The organism is Sphingobacterium sp. InxBP1, from assembly GCF_026191775.1.
Taxonomy (GTDB): Bacteria; Bacteroidota; Bacteroidia; order Sphingobacteriales; family Sphingobacteriaceae; genus Sphingobacterium; species Sphingobacterium thalpophilum.
Window position 1 is genome coordinate 669,305 of sequence record NZ_JAINDX010000046.1, and the last position, 17,464, is coordinate 686,768.

The 17,464-nt window shown below is 42.8% G+C and carries 16 protein-coding genes and 1 tRNA gene; 7 read left to right on the forward strand and 10 right to left on the reverse strand.

The window, feature by feature from the left end; translation table 11 throughout:
• Nucleotides 1-10: 10 nt before the first annotated feature.
• Nucleotides 11-86, forward strand: a tRNA-Gly gene (locus tag K7A41_RS15135).
• A gap of 46 nt (nucleotides 87-132) precedes the next feature.
• Here K7A41_RS15135 and K7A41_RS15140 read toward each other — a convergent pair.
• The 4 genes from K7A41_RS15140 to sufB all read right to left on the reverse strand — a co-directional run bounded on the left by K7A41_RS15140 (nucleotide 133) and on the right by sufB (nucleotide 5,305).
• Entirely contained in the window at nucleotides 133-1,362 is a 1,230-nt protein-coding gene (locus K7A41_RS15140; protein WP_265714352.1) for an MFS transporter, read from the reverse strand.
• A 310-nt stretch (nucleotides 1,363-1,672) separates the two neighbouring features.
• Nucleotides 1,673-2,980: a Fe-S cluster assembly protein SufD gene (gene sufD, locus K7A41_RS15145; RefSeq protein ID WP_028071045.1), complete on the reverse strand. Its 1,308-nt coding sequence runs from the start codon at nucleotides 2,978-2,980 to the stop codon at nucleotides 1,673-1,675.
• A gap of 55 nt (nucleotides 2,981-3,035) precedes the next feature.
• Complete coding sequence (gene sufC, locus K7A41_RS15150; protein ID WP_265714353.1) at nucleotides 3,036-3,794, reverse strand: Fe-S cluster assembly ATPase SufC; 759 nt, start codon at nucleotides 3,792-3,794, stop codon at nucleotides 3,036-3,038.
• A gap of 59 nt (nucleotides 3,795-3,853) precedes the next feature.
• On the reverse strand, nucleotides 3,854-5,305 hold the full coding sequence (gene sufB / locus K7A41_RS15155) for a Fe-S cluster assembly protein SufB (protein WP_028071043.1): 1,452 nt from the start codon (nucleotides 5,303-5,305) through the stop codon (nucleotides 3,854-3,856).
• Between the two features lie 330 nt (nucleotides 5,306-5,635).
• Here sufB and K7A41_RS15160 point away from each other — a divergent pair, with 330 nt between their 5' ends.
• A complete protein-coding gene (locus K7A41_RS15160; RefSeq protein WP_028071042.1) occupies nucleotides 5,636-6,106 on the forward strand; it encodes an Lrp/AsnC family transcriptional regulator in 471 nt (156 codons plus the stop codon).
• A gap of 9 nt (nucleotides 6,107-6,115) precedes the next feature.
• On the forward strand, nucleotides 6,116-7,189 hold the full coding sequence (locus K7A41_RS15165; protein ID WP_265714354.1) for a DUF6695 family protein: 1,074 nt from the start codon (nucleotides 6,116-6,118) through the stop codon (nucleotides 7,187-7,189).
• On the opposite strand, the gene ung is transcribed toward K7A41_RS15165, so the two are convergent.
• Complete coding sequence (gene ung / locus K7A41_RS15170; protein WP_028071040.1) at nucleotides 7,186-7,860, reverse strand: uracil-DNA glycosylase; 675 nt, start codon at nucleotides 7,858-7,860, stop codon at nucleotides 7,186-7,188. The two genes, K7A41_RS15165 and ung, sit on opposite strands and share 4 nt — an antisense overlap.
• A gap of 169 nt (nucleotides 7,861-8,029) precedes the next feature.
• Between ung and K7A41_RS15175 the strand changes: the two genes are divergently transcribed.
• Nucleotides 8,030-8,569: a tetratricopeptide repeat protein gene (locus K7A41_RS15175; protein WP_028071039.1), complete on the forward strand. Its 540-nt coding sequence runs from the start codon at nucleotides 8,030-8,032 to the stop codon at nucleotides 8,567-8,569.
• 70 nt (nucleotides 8,570-8,639) lie between these two features.
• Here the strand turns inward: K7A41_RS15175 and K7A41_RS15180 are convergent, their stop codons facing one another.
• Nucleotides 8,640-9,107: a hypothetical protein gene (locus tag K7A41_RS15180; RefSeq protein WP_265714355.1), complete on the reverse strand. Its 468-nt coding sequence runs from the start codon at nucleotides 9,105-9,107 to the stop codon at nucleotides 8,640-8,642.
• Nucleotides 9,108-9,171: 64 nt separating this feature from the next.
• Nucleotides 9,172-9,654: a DUF4293 domain-containing protein gene (locus K7A41_RS15185; protein WP_265714356.1), complete on the reverse strand. Its 483-nt coding sequence runs from the start codon at nucleotides 9,652-9,654 to the stop codon at nucleotides 9,172-9,174.
• Nucleotides 9,655-9,988: 334 nt separating this feature from the next.
• Between K7A41_RS15185 and K7A41_RS15190 the strand changes: the two genes are divergently transcribed.
• Entirely contained in the window at nucleotides 9,989-10,507 is a 519-nt protein-coding gene (locus tag K7A41_RS15190; protein ID WP_265714357.1) for a hypothetical protein, read from the forward strand.
• On the opposite strand, the gene K7A41_RS15195 is transcribed toward K7A41_RS15190, so the two are convergent.
• The 3 genes from K7A41_RS15195 to K7A41_RS15205 all read right to left on the reverse strand — a co-directional run bounded on the left by K7A41_RS15195 (nucleotide 10,504) and on the right by K7A41_RS15205 (nucleotide 14,492).
• Nucleotides 10,504-12,213, reverse strand: a complete 1,710-nt coding sequence (locus tag K7A41_RS15195; RefSeq protein ID WP_265714358.1) for an ABC transporter ATP-binding protein — start codon at nucleotides 12,211-12,213, stop codon at nucleotides 10,504-10,506. The two genes, K7A41_RS15190 and K7A41_RS15195, sit on opposite strands and share 4 nt — an antisense overlap.
• 61 nt (nucleotides 12,214-12,274) lie before the next feature.
• Nucleotides 12,275-13,030, reverse strand: a complete 756-nt coding sequence (gene truA / locus K7A41_RS15200; protein ID WP_265714359.1) for a tRNA pseudouridine(38-40) synthase TruA — start codon at nucleotides 13,028-13,030, stop codon at nucleotides 12,275-12,277.
• A gap of 160 nt (nucleotides 13,031-13,190) precedes the next feature.
• Nucleotides 13,191-14,492: a UDP-N-acetylmuramoyl-tripeptide--D-alanyl-D-alanine ligase gene (locus K7A41_RS15205; protein WP_265714360.1), complete on the reverse strand. Its 1,302-nt coding sequence runs from the start codon at nucleotides 14,490-14,492 to the stop codon at nucleotides 13,191-13,193.
• A gap of 209 nt (nucleotides 14,493-14,701) precedes the next feature.
• On the opposite strand from K7A41_RS15205, the gene K7A41_RS15210 reads away from it, so the two are divergent.
• Entirely contained in the window at nucleotides 14,702-15,688 is a 987-nt protein-coding gene (locus K7A41_RS15210) for a pectinesterase family protein (protein WP_265714361.1), read from the forward strand.
• Between the two features lie 103 nt (nucleotides 15,689-15,791).
• Entirely contained in the window at nucleotides 15,792-17,462 is a 1,671-nt protein-coding gene (locus K7A41_RS15215) for a glycoside hydrolase family 28 protein (RefSeq protein WP_322784029.1), read from the forward strand.
• Nucleotides 17,463-17,464: the final 2 nt, after the last annotated feature.

Below are 17,464 nucleotides of genomic sequence, written 5' to 3' on the forward strand. Positions count from 1 at the left end.
TAGCATCAACGCGAAAGTAGCTCAGTTGGTAGAGCACAACCTTGCCAAGGTTGGGGTCGCGAGTTCGAATCTCGTCTTTCGCTCCAATAAAAAAAAGCTTCCATCATCTGGAAGCTTTTTTTATATTCACGTTTAGCGACGCTCCCTTTCTGCTCCCAAATCCATAATCGGACGATTGAAAAAAGACAGTAATCCGACAAGCACCACTGTCAGACCGGCAATAACAAATGCCGTAGCTACTCCAATGGCGTCAGCGATATATCCTGTAAAAAGGAGTCCGATCATACTTGGCAAAATCGCAATACTAAAATAAAGGGAAAAAACACGTCCCAACATTTCCGGAACGACCTGTTCCTGGATGATCGTCATAAAAGACGCTGAAAATACGGACATAGAAACACCGCCCAGAGCTGTCATGATGACAAATGGAATAAACCAGCCTGATGGGAACCATCCTGACAACGCAAAAGTCAGTCCCAACAATATATGCATACTATTGACAAGTACCACCTTTGAGAAAGATATCTTGGCAAGTCCTAGAGCACTTCCGCCAACCAGCATGCCTACCCCCCAGACAATTTCAATGGCGCTCATCTCCCATTTACCACCACCATAATGCCCGATAGTCAACAATGGAAACATGATCGCTACTGGCATAATGCAAAATGTGGCAACCATTGCGTATAAAAAAAGCATTTTTAAGCCTTTATTGCCATAAATAGCCAATAAACCCTGCTGAAGATCTTTTAATACCGCTCTGACAGTGGATTTGTACTCCGACTGCGGTAAATGCGGGATAACGACAAAAAGCAACGATGTGATCGCAAATACGGCGCCTATAACATCCAGATAGAGCACTTGCGCTATCGGAAAATAAGTAATCGCCAATGTGCCCAATGCGGGTCCGGCAATGTTACTCACCGACTGAAGCATCTGATTAATACCCGATACACGTAGCAGTTTGTCCTCCGGCACCAACAGCGGTGCAATCGCCTGCATCGCCGGAGAGTGAAATGCTGAACCAATTGAACGACAGGCCATCAGAAGGTAAATAAAAAACATATCTGTATGCGTATCTTTCAGCACAAATGTCATCGCCAATGTACACAGCGCTATAAAACCATCCGCAAAGATCATAACTTTCTTCCTATCCCAACGATCGATAAAAACACCCGCAAAGGGACCTATAACTGCTTGAGGCAATAATCCGGCTATCGCCGCGAAAGCGAGTACCTCCGCCGACTTGTGGGTCAGGCTGAGCCATATCATGATCGAAAAATTGACCGCTGAGCTAGACAGTAGCGAAATGAATTGTCCAACCCAAATATAACTGTAGGTTCGAAACCAATTATTCTTTTCCATAAAATATAAATCAAAAATACAACAAGCATAGGACCGGGAACGGCCTATACATTTGACATAAAACGCGGATAGATCCGTGGATAAATTCAGGATCTTTGAATATTGTTAGGCTATAAAACCCAAGGTTTATAAGCGTAAGTTGTATATAAAGATGTGTACATAGCATTACAAAAATACGCCAAAAAGACTAAAAACGCAAGAGTAGCACCTAATACACCGGCGCTCCTATTGGTTTGGTCATGAAGGCAAGCAAAAAAAAGCGTTTACCCGATGGATAAACGCCTATATGAATACTGTGAAACTGTATCGATTAATTCGTTTTTAAGCTCTCTTCTACCAGTTCTTCCACATATTTCCGGACAACATCGTTTGAGAAACGCGTAGTCACGTCAAAAGCAAACGCATGTACCAAAAGAACGCGCGCCGACTCCTCGCCGATGCCTCTTGCACGCAGATAAAATAATGCTTCATTGTCAAATTGTCCGATAGTACAGCCATGCGAGCATTTTACATCATCTGCAAAAATTTCGAGCTGCGGCTTGGTGTATACAGCGGAATGATCCGACAGCAACATGTTATTGTTCTGTTGGAACGCATTTGTTTTCTGTGCATCTTCGCGGACAAAAATTTTCCCGTTGAACACGGCCGTGGAGTTGTCCTGTGTGATATTCTTATACCACTCATAAGATTCACAATGAGGCTTCAGGTGATCTACAATGGTATGATTGTCAACCAGTTGATCTCCAGCAGTCAAATTGATTCCATACAAGTGACTTTCTACATTTTCCGCATCCAGCCGCACATTGATATTATTGCGGATAAATGCTGCTCCGGGGAAGTTACAGTTATAATTGTTGTATAAACTATATTTCTCTTGATAGACCTCTGTATGGTTAAAATAACGGCTCACGGAATCAGCTACCTGTAAATAGTAATGCTGTACTTTCGCATTTTCCTGTACAACAATTTCCGATACCTTATTGTGTACATTATTGGCTGCACCGTCCGCGGTAATAAAGCTTTCAATCAACTCAAATTCGGCATTCGGTTCTACAACCACCAGATTACGTGTCTGCGCAAAGAAATCTTCCTGTCCCATCGCCACATGGATAATCTGGATTGGCTTATCCAATACAACGCCCTTCTTCAAGTGAATAAATACACCATTGGTAAATGCCGCTGTATTAAGCGCCACCATGATGTTGTCAGATTTATCAGCATATTGTGCAAAATGTGTTCGGAAAGCTGGTTCGTCAACAGCAGCATCCATCGGAATAACAGTGAGCCCTTTTACTTTTTCCAACTCACTTACCGCCAATACATATTGACCATTTACAAGAATGATGCGATAGGCATCCAAACCCGGAATCTCTCCTGCACTAAAATCCAAGCCCTCGATATCCACATCGACGTCAAGCGCATAGGGCTTATTAATGATACTGTGGATATTTGTATATTTCCATTCTTCATTCTTAACGGTGGGAAAACCTGCTGCTTCGAAGCGTTCGAAAGCCCGCTGGCGCGTCTCCACGAAAAAAGCAGGCTCCGTCGCCAGCTCCTGATCTCTGAACGCTCCCAACACTTGTTGAAGTAATGATTCTGAAACTAATGTACTCATGTTATTATTTAATCAAATCGCCAAACTTTCTTTCAATCCTTTATCAATTAAAAGGTTAGGCGTTTTGTGTATCATATTCTTTTAACCAATCGTATCCCTTTTCTTCGAGTTCCAAGGCCAGTTCTTTAGGGCCTGATTTCACGATGCGGCCGTTATATAGGACGTGTACAAAATCGGGCACAATATAATCCAATAGGCGCTGATAGTGTGTGATAACAATAAAGGCATTATCTTTAGAACGTAATTGGTTCACACCGTTGGCTACAATACGAAGAGCATCAATATCCAAACCGGAATCCGTTTCATCCAAAATAGATAGCTTCGGATTCAGCATAGCCAGCTGAAAAATTTCGTTACGTTTTTTCTCACCACCTGAAAATCCTTCATTCAAAGAACGATTGGCTAGGTTAGCCGAAAATTCGACCAGCTTTTGCTTCTCTTTCACCAGCTGCAAAAATTCTTTCGCTTCCATTGGCGGCAGACCTTTGTATTCACGAATATCATTGACTGCGGTTTTCAAGAAATTGATATTCGATACCCCTGGGATTTCAACAGGATACTGGAAAGCCAAAAATAGGCCTTCCCGAGCACGGTCTTCCGGAGAAAGCTCCAGCAAGTCAACACCGTCCAATACGGCTGACCCCGCACTGACTTCATACGATTCACGTCCTGCCAATACATTACCCAAAGTACTTTTCCCTGCACCGTTAGGACCCATTATCGCGTGGACTTCTCCAGCTTTAACTTCTAAGTTTAACCCTTTTAATATTTGTTTGTCTTCTACAGACGCATGTAAATTTTTAATGCTTAACATTTTATTCGTATTGAGTATTGAGCGACAGGCCGGTATAGGCGGCTTGCTCAATTATTTTTCTATCCTACTGAACCTTCTAAAGAAATAGCCAATAATTTCTGTGCTTCTACAGCAAACTCCATTGGCAATTGATTTAATACCTCTTTGGCATATCCATTCACAATCAGCCCAACTGCTTTTTCAGAATCAATGCCACGCTGATTTAAATAAAAGACCTGATCCTCTCCGATTTTTGATGTGGTTGCCTCATGTTCCAATTTAGCTGTCTTATTTCGGTTTTCGATATATGGAAACGTATGTGCCCCACATTTATCGCCGATCAACAAGGAATCACATTGTGTAAAGTTCCTTGAATTATCCGCGTTCGGTCCAATTTTAACCAGTCCCCGGTAACTATTATGACTCTTTCCAGCAGAAATTCCTTTAGAAACAATTTTGGACTTTGTGTTCTTACCCAAATGAACCATTTTAGTTCCGGTATCTGCAACCTGATAATTGCGCGTCATGGCTACGGAGTAAAACTCACCGATAGAATGATCACCTTTTAAGATTACACCGGGATATTTCCAAGTGATAGCTGACCCCGTCTCTACCTGTGTCCAGGAGATCTTGCTATTGTCGCCTTTACAGATACCACGTTTTGTCACAAAGTTATAGATACCACCCTTACCATCCTTGTCACCAGGATACCAGTTCTGAACGGTCGAATATTTAATTTCAGCGTCTCTTTCTGCAATCAGCTCTACCACTGCTGCATGCAATTGGTTTTCATCGCGCATAGGCGCAGTACAGCCCTCCAAATAGGAAACGTAAGCTCCTTCGTCTGCGACGATCAGTGTACGTTCAAACTGACCTGTATTCTGCGCATTAATACGAAAATAAGTAGACAATTCCATTGGACACTTAACGCCTTTTGGCACATACACGAACGAACCGTCCGAAAACACCGCTGAGTTTAGGGCTGCATAAATATTGTCCGTTTGCGGGACTACCGTCCCCAAATACTTCTTCACGAGGTCAGGATACTCCTGCACAGCTTCTCCAAACGAACAGAAAATAACGCCCTGCTCTTTTAGCTTTTCACGAAAAGTTGTCTTGACTGATACGGAATCAAAAACGGCATCGACAGCAACTACGCCAGCCAGTATTTTTTGCTCATCCAATGGGATGCCTAATTTTTCAAAAGTGGCAACTAGTTCGGGATCGACTTCCTCCATCGAATTGAGCTGTGGCTTGGCTTTAGGCGCCGCATAGTAAGATATATCCTGAAAATCAATTTCGGGTGCCTCAAAATTCTGCCATGTAGGCATTTTCAACGTCAGAAAATGGCGAAAAGCTTTCAGCCTCCACTCCAATAACCACTCAGGTTCATTCTTTTTTGCCGAAATAAAACGAACCGTATCCTCTGTAAGGCCTTTGGCTGCAATTTCCATTTCGATATCCGTCGTGAACCCGTATTTATATTCTTCGAGCTCCAGCTCTTTTAATAAATCGTCGTCTTTAGTACTCATATTACGCTCTCACGGTTTAACTAATTTGGGAGGTTTGACCTCCGCAACTATCGAACTGCAAAGTTACAATTTCAAAGCCAATAAACAGTATTTTAAAGCGCTCTACAACATGATTTTTAATAAAAAAATGACATTTATCACTCTATTTAATCAAAATGCGCACATTTCGAACAATTATGACAGATAAATGATTTTAGATAAATTATATCTATACCTTTACCTAAACACTATAATTAAAAATAATTAATCATCAATAATTTTGTATATTTTTAAATTTCCAAATATAATTTTGTATATTTACAAATACTATTGATTATTAAGACTTAAGATATGCCGTTTGCACCAGACAAAACTGATTTAAAAATTCTCAAATTATTACAAGAGAATGGCCGTATTACTAACTTACAGTTAGCATCGAGCATAGGGCTTTCTCCCGCTCCAACTTTAGAGCGTGTAAGAAAACTTGAAAACTCCGGTTTCATCAAGAGCTATCATGCTTTTGTGGACGAAGAAAAATTAGGGCTAGGCATCAAATCCTTTATACAAATATCATTGGACTTCCACACTCATAATGCAATTCCAGAATTTGTAGCTGCTGTGAAAATGATTCCCGAGGTCACAGAATGCCACCATGTCACCGGCAACTGCGACTTCATCCTCAAAGTGTACGTAAAAGATATAAAAGCGTATGAAGGCGTTATTATGGAAAAAATCGCAAAGATCCCTTTCGTGAAAACCTTCCAAACAATGATGATTATGTCTACCAGCAAGAAAGAACCCATCATTCCGTTGGAATATTAAAAAATAACGATGAAAACATCATCCCAATACCAGGATTTTGCCCTAATTCTTGCTTGGCCTGATGCTACTATCCGCGGTGACGAAGTGTGGATGATGTTTTTAAAAAAATTGGGACTAGTCAAAAATCTCAATTTCAAAGTCGGCCATACAGGCATTGTATTGATCGAACGGGCTTCTGGAAAACTTAGATTCTACGACTTCGGGCGGTACATTTCTCCCAGAGGACAGGGAAGAGCGCGTTCGAAAGACTCCGACCCCAAACTAGCTATTGGTATCAGGGCCCAAATCAACGGCGACCGCATTCTAAACCTACTGGAAATTGTTCAATATTTTGAGACGATGAAGGATGCCATGCAAGGGTCTGGAGAACTCTATTTGGCCGTAGTTGCTGAAATAGACTTTTGTATGGCAAAAGCATTTGCGGATAGCTGGGTGCGCCGGGGGTCCTACCCTTATGGTGCAGTGGCCAGAAACAACAATAACTGCTCCAGGTTTATCACCCGGCTTCTGATGCATGCATCCAAAAAGTTCCATTTCTGGCACAGCATCAACTTTCCCGAGACGATCAAAGCAAGTCCGATGAGCAACTTGGTCAACGCCTCTCCGGACAGAACGATTTACCGCTATTCGGATTCAGCAGGACTATGCTGTCTACGAATGAACCGCTTCTCTTCGCTCGCATTTCTGCTCAGAAAACTAAAGACCAATATCTGCCGAAGCCTCGCAAATACGCTTCCCGAAGACATTACCATAGGCGGAATGGTACAAAAAGACCGACCCGCCGCTATTCCCTGCAGGTCACAGTACTTGGGCGGCGTAGGTGAGGGCGCCTGGTTTTATATTGAGCCAGTAGACACTAATCAAGCGATCGTCCAACGTTATACCATGCATGGAGATCTGGAATATACTGTACTGGCAAGGCCCACGCAGCCCATGGATTTTAACAGCCCTTATCACGTCTGTTACGATAGCCATTTTTTATTCACTCACCTCGAGCAGAACAGCATCACCATCCGGCTGGAACATGTACGCGTGCTATCTCTAGGCGAAATCAGCAGCACATCAATGGACAAATACGCTTAAGACAAACGCCAGTCAATTGGCGTTTTACCATGTTCCTTCAGATATTGATTGGCCTTCGAAAAGTGTTTGCTACCAAAAAAACCTCGATGAGCAGAAAGAGGTGACGGATGCACCGATTTCAGAACAAGGTGCTTACGCGTGTCAATAAGTGCACTTTTCTGCTGTGCATAGCTGCCCCATAGCAAGAAAACAACGTGTTCACACCGTTCAGAAATAGCATGTATAATACTATCCGTAAACATTTCCCAGCCTTTCTTTTGATGTGAGCCAGCCAGATGCGCCTGCACGGTCAATGTAGCGTTCAGCAGCAGCACCCCTTGCTTCGCCCAGCTACTCAAATCCCCGGAGCGCGGCACTGTAAATCCGGCAATATCATCCTGCAGCTCTTTAAAAATATTTTTTAAGGAAGGCGGCAAAGCTATGCCTCCAGGCACAGAAAAAGACAGCCCATGTGCCTGCCCATCATTATGGTAAGGATCTTGTCCCAGAATGACAACTTTGACATCTGGCAACGGAGTCAATTTGAAAGCATTCATGACTAACCCCGCAGGTGGGAAGACTTTTGTACGCCTGCGCTCCTCCTGTACAAAGGCAGACAATTGTTTCATATAAGGCTGGCTGAATAACGGTTTCAATACCGGCGCCCACGAATCATCATATAGCTTTTCCATAAACCAAACTTAGAGAAAGTTGCATATAATGGCAAATTTAAAAGCCCCGACACTCGCCGGGAAAAATATAATTTTACAAAATAACCACTTCAACAAGTTGCTTAAACGGTGAAATTAACGGATATTTGCAGAATTAAATTGAACACAAATATTTTTTAAACATAGATTTATGTCAAATCTCGTTAGAATTATCATTTGCAGTGCATTGCTGATCGGCACAATCGCTCTTTTTTGGACGGGAAACTGGGGCTGGGGAATATTGGGCATCCTGATCACCATTCTTGGTTTTGTCACTGTATTTTTTCACGAATACATGCTTATTGCGCAATGGTATATGCGCAAACAAGATATGGCAAGTGCCGAAAAATGGTTACGAAAAATCACCAATTATGAAAAACAGCTGATCCCGCAACAGCACGGCTATTACAATATGTTGATCGGACTGATCGAGTCGCAGCGCGCCCCGATGCAATCGGAAAAATATTTTAAGAAGGCTTTGGCACTCGGGCTACATATGGATCATAATATTGCTTTAGCGAAATTAAGTCTGGCTGGTGTTGCCATGGCAAAACGCAATAAAAGGGAAGCTGAAAAGTTACTTCAGGAGGCCAAAAAAGCTGACAAAAATAAACTGCTTGCTGATCAGATAAAAATGATGAAAGATCAGATGGGTATGCTTGACAAGCAGCAGATCAGGTACAACCGCTAAACACAAAGACTTTATCAAAAAAAGCGCTGTATATAAAATAACAGCGCTTTTTTTTGACATCAACAACAGTTCACTTCGCCAACAAGATCGGCACCTCCAAAAATTTTCCTTCTTCTTCACTACTCTCAAAAACGAGCTTCAAATGGGCAGGCCTGTCTGTCTTCCTCCAGTTTTTCACCACAACTTGTATATCAACAGGCTTATCTTCTTCCAACAGATAATGTAAATAGTTCTGCCGATCGTCAAATTTTATCAGCACATTGCCCATTTGTATGGATGAGAAAAAATGAGCCTGCTTTTTATGATCGATAACCTGTGTCGAAAAAGTATTCATCTTAAATTCCCTCGGATCCCGGTTGTAGGATATGGCAAACAAATTAATCACCAGTTCTTTGTTGTTTTCATCTATATGATACTCTTTTAAATCAAATTGGATATCATCCACCAGCAACACCGAGTCCGCCGACTGGGCTCGCGTTGCCTCACCGATAAAACAAAGAAAAAATAGGACGGCCATCAGGCGCAACAGACTGCTCATAGATTTGCTATTTAAAAAGCCACCCCATGGTGGCTTCAGTATCTTAAAAAGTTAATGGATATTGTTATGCACGCAGGCGGTCAGCAGAGCGGATCAGTTTCTCATCTCTACGAACGCCCCCAAGCGCAAGTGCACAAAATATAATTGCAATAGGCAACAAGAAAAAACCTACACCAATATTCCCTGCACCTAGAAATTGACTTACTGTAGCAAGATGCGTGCTAGCCGATGAATACAACCATATCCCAAAAAAGATGATCGCGACCATCTCTATCCAGATCAGCAATATCTGTACTTTTCGTTGTCTAAACTTAAATATTGTAAATAGCGGCAACAATCCGAGCACAACGGTTCCAATGGTCTGTAAAATATAACCAAAGCCGCCCTCATGCACAGGCTGACCAGCGCTAACACCGTAAATACCGGTTACTTTGACGTTCTTCCCCAGTCCAACAAGATCGCTATAGTTTACATACGGGAACAAAAACAGGCCAAATATAACTAATCCTGCCACTAACAAATAAACAGTTTGGATACGTTGAATCATATTTTAAATTTTTGTATATCGACAAACATAGATAAATTGCTTTTTATATGCAATATAAATACTTGCCATTTAAAACAATTTATTCCAATCCCAAATCCCGCACTTCAGCACATTGGATCCATTCCGTCTGAAATCCAGACTATAGCTATTGCAGATAGCCGAAACATCAGGAAGTCGCATAACCACAAATAACACCAGAGGCTACCGTCTCGTATACAACAATTGAAAGCCCCATTTTGTTGTATCGAAAACAGCTCTTTTTTTGTGCTTTTACTGGCTAACAACCCTAGGCAATTATTTTTCGATGCACTATCTTTGCAAAAAATTTGATATCATGCTATACATATACGGAGCTACGGCCCACGCCAAGACAGCAGTGGATGTCGCCGAGGATCTCAACATACAAATTGGCGGTCTCATTGATAAATCCCTGTTGATTGAAGATGTATTTGATTACGCAGTACAGCTGCATCACGAATCGAAATATGCTGATGAAGTGTTTTTTGTCGCTGTGAAAAATCCGGGGCTACGGAAGAGAATCGTATCAGAAAACCCGAGCTGGAAATTTCAGTCGCTGGTCCACCCTCGGGCCAATGTATCCAAAAGGGCTGAAATTGGCGAAGGTTGTATCATTCTCCCCGGAGCAACGATCGCTGCGGATGTACAGATCGGAAATCACTGCATTATTGCGGGGTCGGCCGTCATCGAGAGCAATACCATCATCGAGGACTATGTCAATATCGGCGCAAATGTTTCCATCGGCGCAAACGTGCTTATCGGCCGCGGTTCAGAAATCAAGGCCAATACCCGGATTGAGGATGAGGAAACAATTGCGAAGGAAAGCGTCGTTTAAATTCCGGCAGAATGGAATTGTAGATCGTAAAGCTTTTTATAATAACCGTCAAAAGACAAAAGTTCCTGATGCGTTCCGATTTCTTTGATCTCACCTTTGTCCAATACAATAATCTTATCTGCTTTTTGAATCGTGGACAAGCGGTGGGCGATAACAATCGAAGTTCTGCCGCGCATCAGGTTGTCTATTGCGCGCTGTATCATCTCTTCAGTTTCAGTATCCACGGAAGAAGTCGCCTCGTCGAGGATCAGAATTCTTGGGTCGTGTACCAAAGCGCGGATAAAGGATATCAACTGTGCCTGACCGGCAGATAGTGTAGCGCCCCTTTCTTTGACATCATAGTCATATCCCCCCGGAAGCCGCATAATAAAGTCATGTGCGCCAACCTCCTTCGCCGCCTCAATCACTTGCTCGCGTGTGATGGAAGGATCGCCTAAAGTGATGTTGTTGACCACGCTGTCCGAGAAGAGAAATACGTCCTGCAGTACTGTAGCAATCGTATTCCGCAGGTACTCCAGATCGTAGTCACGGATATTGACGCCATCTAGCAGGATCTCACCTTTATTGATTTCATAAAACCGGCTCAAAATATTGATCGTAGAGGATTTACCCGCTCCTGTGGCACCTACCAAAGCCAATGTTTCACCTGGCTTGACGATAAAATTTACATCTTTTAACACCCAGTTCTCATCATTGTAAGCAAACCACACATGCTTAAATGCTATTTCACCCTCGATATGTGCGGGTTTCAATGTCCCTAAATTCGGCGTCATTTCGTCTGTATCCAATACTTCGAAAATGCGCTCAGCACTGACCATACCCATCTGAAGCGTGTTAAATTTATCAATAAGCTCACGGATCGGCCTAAAGATCATATTGATATACATAATAAAAGCGACGACAACCCCCGGCGAAATCACATCTCCCATGATCTGTTTGGCGCCAAACCACACGAGCAGTCCCAGCGAAATCGCCATGATGATTTCCAGCACGGGAAAGAAGATCGAAAAATACCAGTTGGTACGAATATGTGCATTCCGGTGCTGTGCATTGATCTCCTTAAATTTGTCCATTTCCTGTCGCTCACGAGCAAAATATTGGATAATACCTATTCCCGTAATATGCTCCTGCAAGAAGGTATTCAAGTTAGACACCCATTTCCGGACATCGATAAATGCGGCCTTCATCGCTTCTTTAAAAACATAGGTTGCCGCGATCATCAAAGGCATCGGAATGAGCACGATAAGTGTCAGCTTCCAGTCAGAATAAAACATGACTCCCAGAATGACTGCAAGTTGCAACAGATCGCCGATGATCTGGATCAATCCTTCCGAAAAGATATTGGACAGTGTCTCCAGATCAGAGATGGTCCGCGTGATCAGCTTGCCCAAGGCAGTACGGTCAAAATATTTCAAGCGCAGTTGAACAATATGATTAAACACCTGAATACGGATATCACGAATGACGGATTGTCCCAGGGTATTGGTCATTAAGGTATGATAATAACGGATCAAGGTCTGTATAATCACGAGCGCCAACATGGCAATCAACATGTAAGATAACCCTTCGGTATCAAAATTTAAGATATAGTTGTCCAACGTATGCTGGATTAGCATGGGCAGGGCCGGGGCCACCGCAGCCAATAATATCGTTAAGATGACCGAAACCCAAAAAGCCGTTTGATAAGGGCGCATATAACGTCCCATTCGGCGCAACAAATTTATATCGTAGGTTTTACCAGTTATTTTATCTTGACTCACGTTATTTTTATATATAAGGATATGCAACCTCTGTTAAATATAATCCATGCGCGGGCACAGACACCCCAGCCTTTTTCCGATCCTTGCTTTTGATCACCTCCTGCATAAATGAAGCAGGCCGGCCTTTCAGCCCGATCTCCAGTGATGTCCCAACAATGGCCCTTACCATATTGCGTAAGAAACGGTCAGCTGTGATGTAAAAAAGTAGGCGCCCGTCCTGCTGCCACACCCATTCAGCCCGACGGATGTCACATATATTTGTAAACACCTGCGTATGCGACTTACTGAAACACTCAAAATCCTGTTTACCCAACAAAAATTGAGCCGCCTCATTCATCTTGACTACATCTGGCCGATCCCGCATAAAGCATGAGTAAGGGAACAGAAAAGGATCCTTTTGAAAATGCAAATGATATTCATATGATCTATGGGTGGCGTCAAAACGCGCATGCGCATCGGCTGCAACTTCGATCAGCCGCTTTACGGCGACATCAAATGGTAATAAAGCATTGAGTGAATGGATAAAACGATCTTGGTCGGCTAATATCCCTATAGGAGCAGCGTCAAAATGAGCATATAACTGCTTCGCATGTACGCCTGTATCTGTTCGGCCTGCCCCCGTCGTCTCAACAGGCTCGCGCAACAGGATTTCCAAAGCTTTATTTAAAACCTCCTGTACAGAAATAGCATTGTTCTGAATCTGCCACCCATGATAAGCTTGTCCAAAGTAGGCTATCTCCAAAAAAAAACGTCTTTTTTCCATTATACAACACAAAGGTACATTTTTCCGAATGAGCCACATTTCCTCATTCCAATATTTCGCTCTTTTTTGTCAACATTTAATCCTTATATGACAAAACTAATGCATCTGCCAGGCTAGGCGCAATGAGACAAAACAGGGTTACACATGATGCCTGGATAAGCTATAAGACACCAATCAAATTTTCGAATGTCATACCACGGGAGGCTTTCAATAACACGGTAGCTCCTTTGACGGGGTTCGTCTCCAATGCTGCCCTTGCCTGATCCGTCGTTTCATAGAACTCAGCTCCTTCGTGACAGTGCTCGAAAAATGCTTTCCCAACAAAGATTTTGCGATCAGCATCTACCGTTTTTACTTGCTCGACAAGTTTGCGGTGTTCCGCAAAAGACTCAGCCCCCAATTCAAACATGTCACCTAAGATAATAGCCTTTTTCTGTGCTTCTATCACCCGGATATTATCTAAAGCAGCAGCCATGCTGGTCGCATTGGCATTATAATAATCACAAATGACTGTATTATAAGCCGTGTTCATGATCTGTGAACGATTGTTGGTGGGCGCATAGCCTTCAATACCCTTATTGATCGCTTCGGCAGAAATCGCAAAATGCAGGCCTACGGCTATCGCTGCCAAAAAGTTTTCAGTATTATAAGAACCGGTCAACTGTGTATCGACTTCGTAAACTCGCTCCTCGCCTTTTCGCTTCCATGCAATCTGTAACAGTGGCGTCGCTTTCAGAAGCTTGCCGATCACATCGTTGTCTTCAGAGAATCCATAAGTGATAGTCTTGCTTATTTTGCGTGCGGCCGCCATTTCCTTAAGATGAGGATTGTCTGCCTGTAGGAACAATATACCTTCATGATCCTGCAGCCAATCGTACAATTCACCCTTTGTTTTTTTTACTCCTTCAAACGATCCAAAGCCTTCTAAATGTGCTTTGCCCACATTGGAGATCAGCCCATGTGTCGGCTGTGCAATATCACATAAAAAAGCAATCTCTTTCAGATGGTTGGCCCCCATTTCTATAATGGCAATTTCAACCGACTCATCGATAGCCAATACCGTTAAGGGTACACCGATATGATTATTGAGATTGCCTTTTGTCGCGTACGTCTTATATTTTTGAGAAACAACGGAATACAATAACTCCTTGGTTGTTGTCTTTCCGTTTGTTCCCGTAACGCCGATGACCGGAATATCTAACTGCCGACGATGGTGCTTCGCCAGTTCCTGTAGGGCTTGCAGCACATCATTCACCAAAATATATTCTTCCCCAGCCTTATAAATTTCTTCATCAATGACAACATACTTCGCTCCGATTTCTAACGCTTGTGCTGCAAAGGTATTTCCATTGAAATTGGCTCCTTTGAGCGCAAAAAAAATACTATCCTTTTCGATCTTACGTGTATCTGTCGTAATATTTGGATACTGTTTATAAATCTGATATAAAGATTGGATGTCCATGTTTAGAAATTTGATGAACAAACTTAGATAAATTGCTTTTTATATGCAACACTTACAAATAGAGGCTCAAATCTCCCCATGGGCCGCATACCCTTGCTAACAACACCCTGCAATGCCTATAATTTTTGTTACGCAAACGTCACCGATAACGTTTGCGCATTTATTTTAAGCAATTTTCTTTAATGGCGGTTTTAATATTGGTAATTTCAATGACCAATTACAGTGTTGAAATGCGGGCTATCATACTTTCAGTTTTTCTATTTCCGGTCTTCCTCTTTGCTTTCACGGCGAAAAGTTATGACTTTATAGTAGCAAAAGATGGTTCAGGAGATTTTCGGACGATTCAGGAAGCGATTAATGCAGTACCTGATTTCCGAAAGAAGGAAACCGTGATCTATATCAAGAAGGGGCTTTATCAAGAGAAAATCACCATTGCTGGAAACAAACAGCACCTCACTTTAATTGGTGAGGACAGATTCGAAACGATTATTAGTTACAATGATTACGCGCAAAAGAAAAATCGTTTTGGAGAGGAGATCGGCACTTCAGGTTCGGCAAGTTTTTACAGCTATGGAAGCGGTTTAACAGCGATCAACCTGACTTTTGAAAACAGTTCAGGGCCCATAGGCCAGGCGGTGGCAGCGTGGATTGCCGGAGACTGCAGCCGGTTTATTCATTGTAGATTTCTGGGATTTCAGGACACTCTATATACGTATGGCAAAGGCGCCAGACAATTTTATTATCAATGTTATATAGAGGGTACTGTGGACTATATATTTGGTTCGTCCACAGCATGGTTTGAGCAATGTGAGCTACACTGTAAAGATAGCGGTTATATTACAGCAGCCTCGACGCCTGAAAATATAGCATATGGCTATATCTTCAACAACTGCAAAATAACCGGAACTCAGGACAGCAACAGCTTCTATCTGGGACGGCCTTGGCGCCCCCATGCGAAAGTTATTTTTATGCGCTGTTATCTTCCACCATTTATCAGGCCAGAAGGCTGGCATAACTGGAACAATGAGTCAAATGAAAGGACGGCCTACTTCGCCGAATACAGAAACCATGGCCCGGGTGCTTTGTCACAAAGCCGTGTCAAATGGGCTCAGCAATTACCGACGAATGAAGCGGATATGATTGATTTTAAACAGGTATTCAACGATTGGCAACCCAATATTACTATCGAACAATAAGTTATGACCGGTAACGATTGCATAAGTTTTCCATCGAAGTTAAGTGCAAACAATGTACAATTGCTTTTACAAATAACCGTTTTTAAACCAAAAATTTAAAAAAATGAATCCGTTTAGAAAGCAATCTTCCTATACATTGAAATCTGCCCTTACGGCGCTCCTCATGCTGCCTTTCGTCGGTATGGCCCAGGAACCGGTCCGACCGGTCATACAGCAGGTCAGTTTCAAAAGAGACACGCTGAATATTGTGGACTATGGTGCCAAAGGTGATGGCCAGTTCCTGAACACTTCCACGATAAACCGGGCGATCAAAGCGTGTAGCGACCAAGGTGGCGGCGTCGTCCTGATCCCCTCCGGACTCTGGCTCTCCGGCCCGATCGAAATGCAAAGCAACGTCAATCTACACCTCAAAAAAGATGCTGTTCTGTTATTCACAAGAGATTTTGATGAATATAAATTAGTTGAATCGAATTGGGAGGGTGAACCAGCCTGGAGAAACCAAAATCCGATATCTGGAAAGGAGCTCACCAATATCGCTATCACCGGCAACGGTATTATCGATGGCAATGGCGACGCCTGGAGAATGGTCAAAAAAAGTAAATTGACAGCTTCACAATGGAAAAACCTTGTTGCCTCCGGAGGCATTGTGGATCCTGAAACAGAAATTTGGTATCCTTCTGAGAGTTCGCTCAGGGGTGCAAAAGAGAAGAAAGCTGGAACTATCCGTCCGGGAACAACGGTAAACGATTTTAAGAATGTAAAAGACTTTCTAAGGCCTAATTTATTGGTCTTTACAAACTGTAAAAAAATCCTGCTTGAAGGGGTCACGATACAGAACTCTCCCGCATGGAATATACATCCGCTCATGTGTCAGGACTTAACCTTACGCGGACTTACCGTTCGCAATCCCTGGTACGGACAGAACGGAGACGGAGTGGATGTAGAGTCTTGTAAAAATGTACTTATTGAGGACTGCTCCTTTGATGTGGGTGACGATGGCATATGCATCAAGTCAGGACGCGATCAAGCAGGACGTGACCGCGGTATGCCCACAGAAAATGTTATCGTTCGAAACAATGTGGTGTACCACGCACATGGTGGCTTTGTTATCGGTAGTGAGATGAGCGGTGGCGCACGCAATATTTGGGTAGAAGACTGCTCCTTTATTGGCACGGATATCGGCCTACGCTTTAAGACAACAAGAGGCCGCGGTGGCGTCGTAGAGAATATCTTTATCAATAATATCAATATGATCGACATTCCTGGCGAAGCTATCTTATTTGATATGTACTATGCCGCGGTAGACCCAGTGCCATTGGCCGGAGAAAAGAGAGCTGCAGTAAAGACGGTAAAACTTCCTGTTACGGAGGAGACTCCGCAGTTTAGAAATTTCTATATCAAGAATATCGTTGCTAAAGGTGCTTCGAAAGGTATATTCTTCCGTGGCCTCCCCGAAATGCACATCCAAAATATCCATATTGAAAATGCAACGTTAGAAGCGACTAAGGGTATTGAAATTATTGAAGCATCAACGATCCAATTGAAGGATATCATTCTAAAAACAAAGGATAGTGCTCCGTTGATTGCTGTCAACAACAGCAGTTCCATTAACCTGGAAAATATTCAGGCTTTAAATTCACCTGAGCTATTTATCCAGGTCGCAGGCGAAAACAGCAGCAAGATCAATCTGTCCAAATCCAATATAAAATCAGCGAAGAAAGACAAACAGTTTATCGACGGAAGTACGCACAAATCCCTAACCATCACAAATTAGAA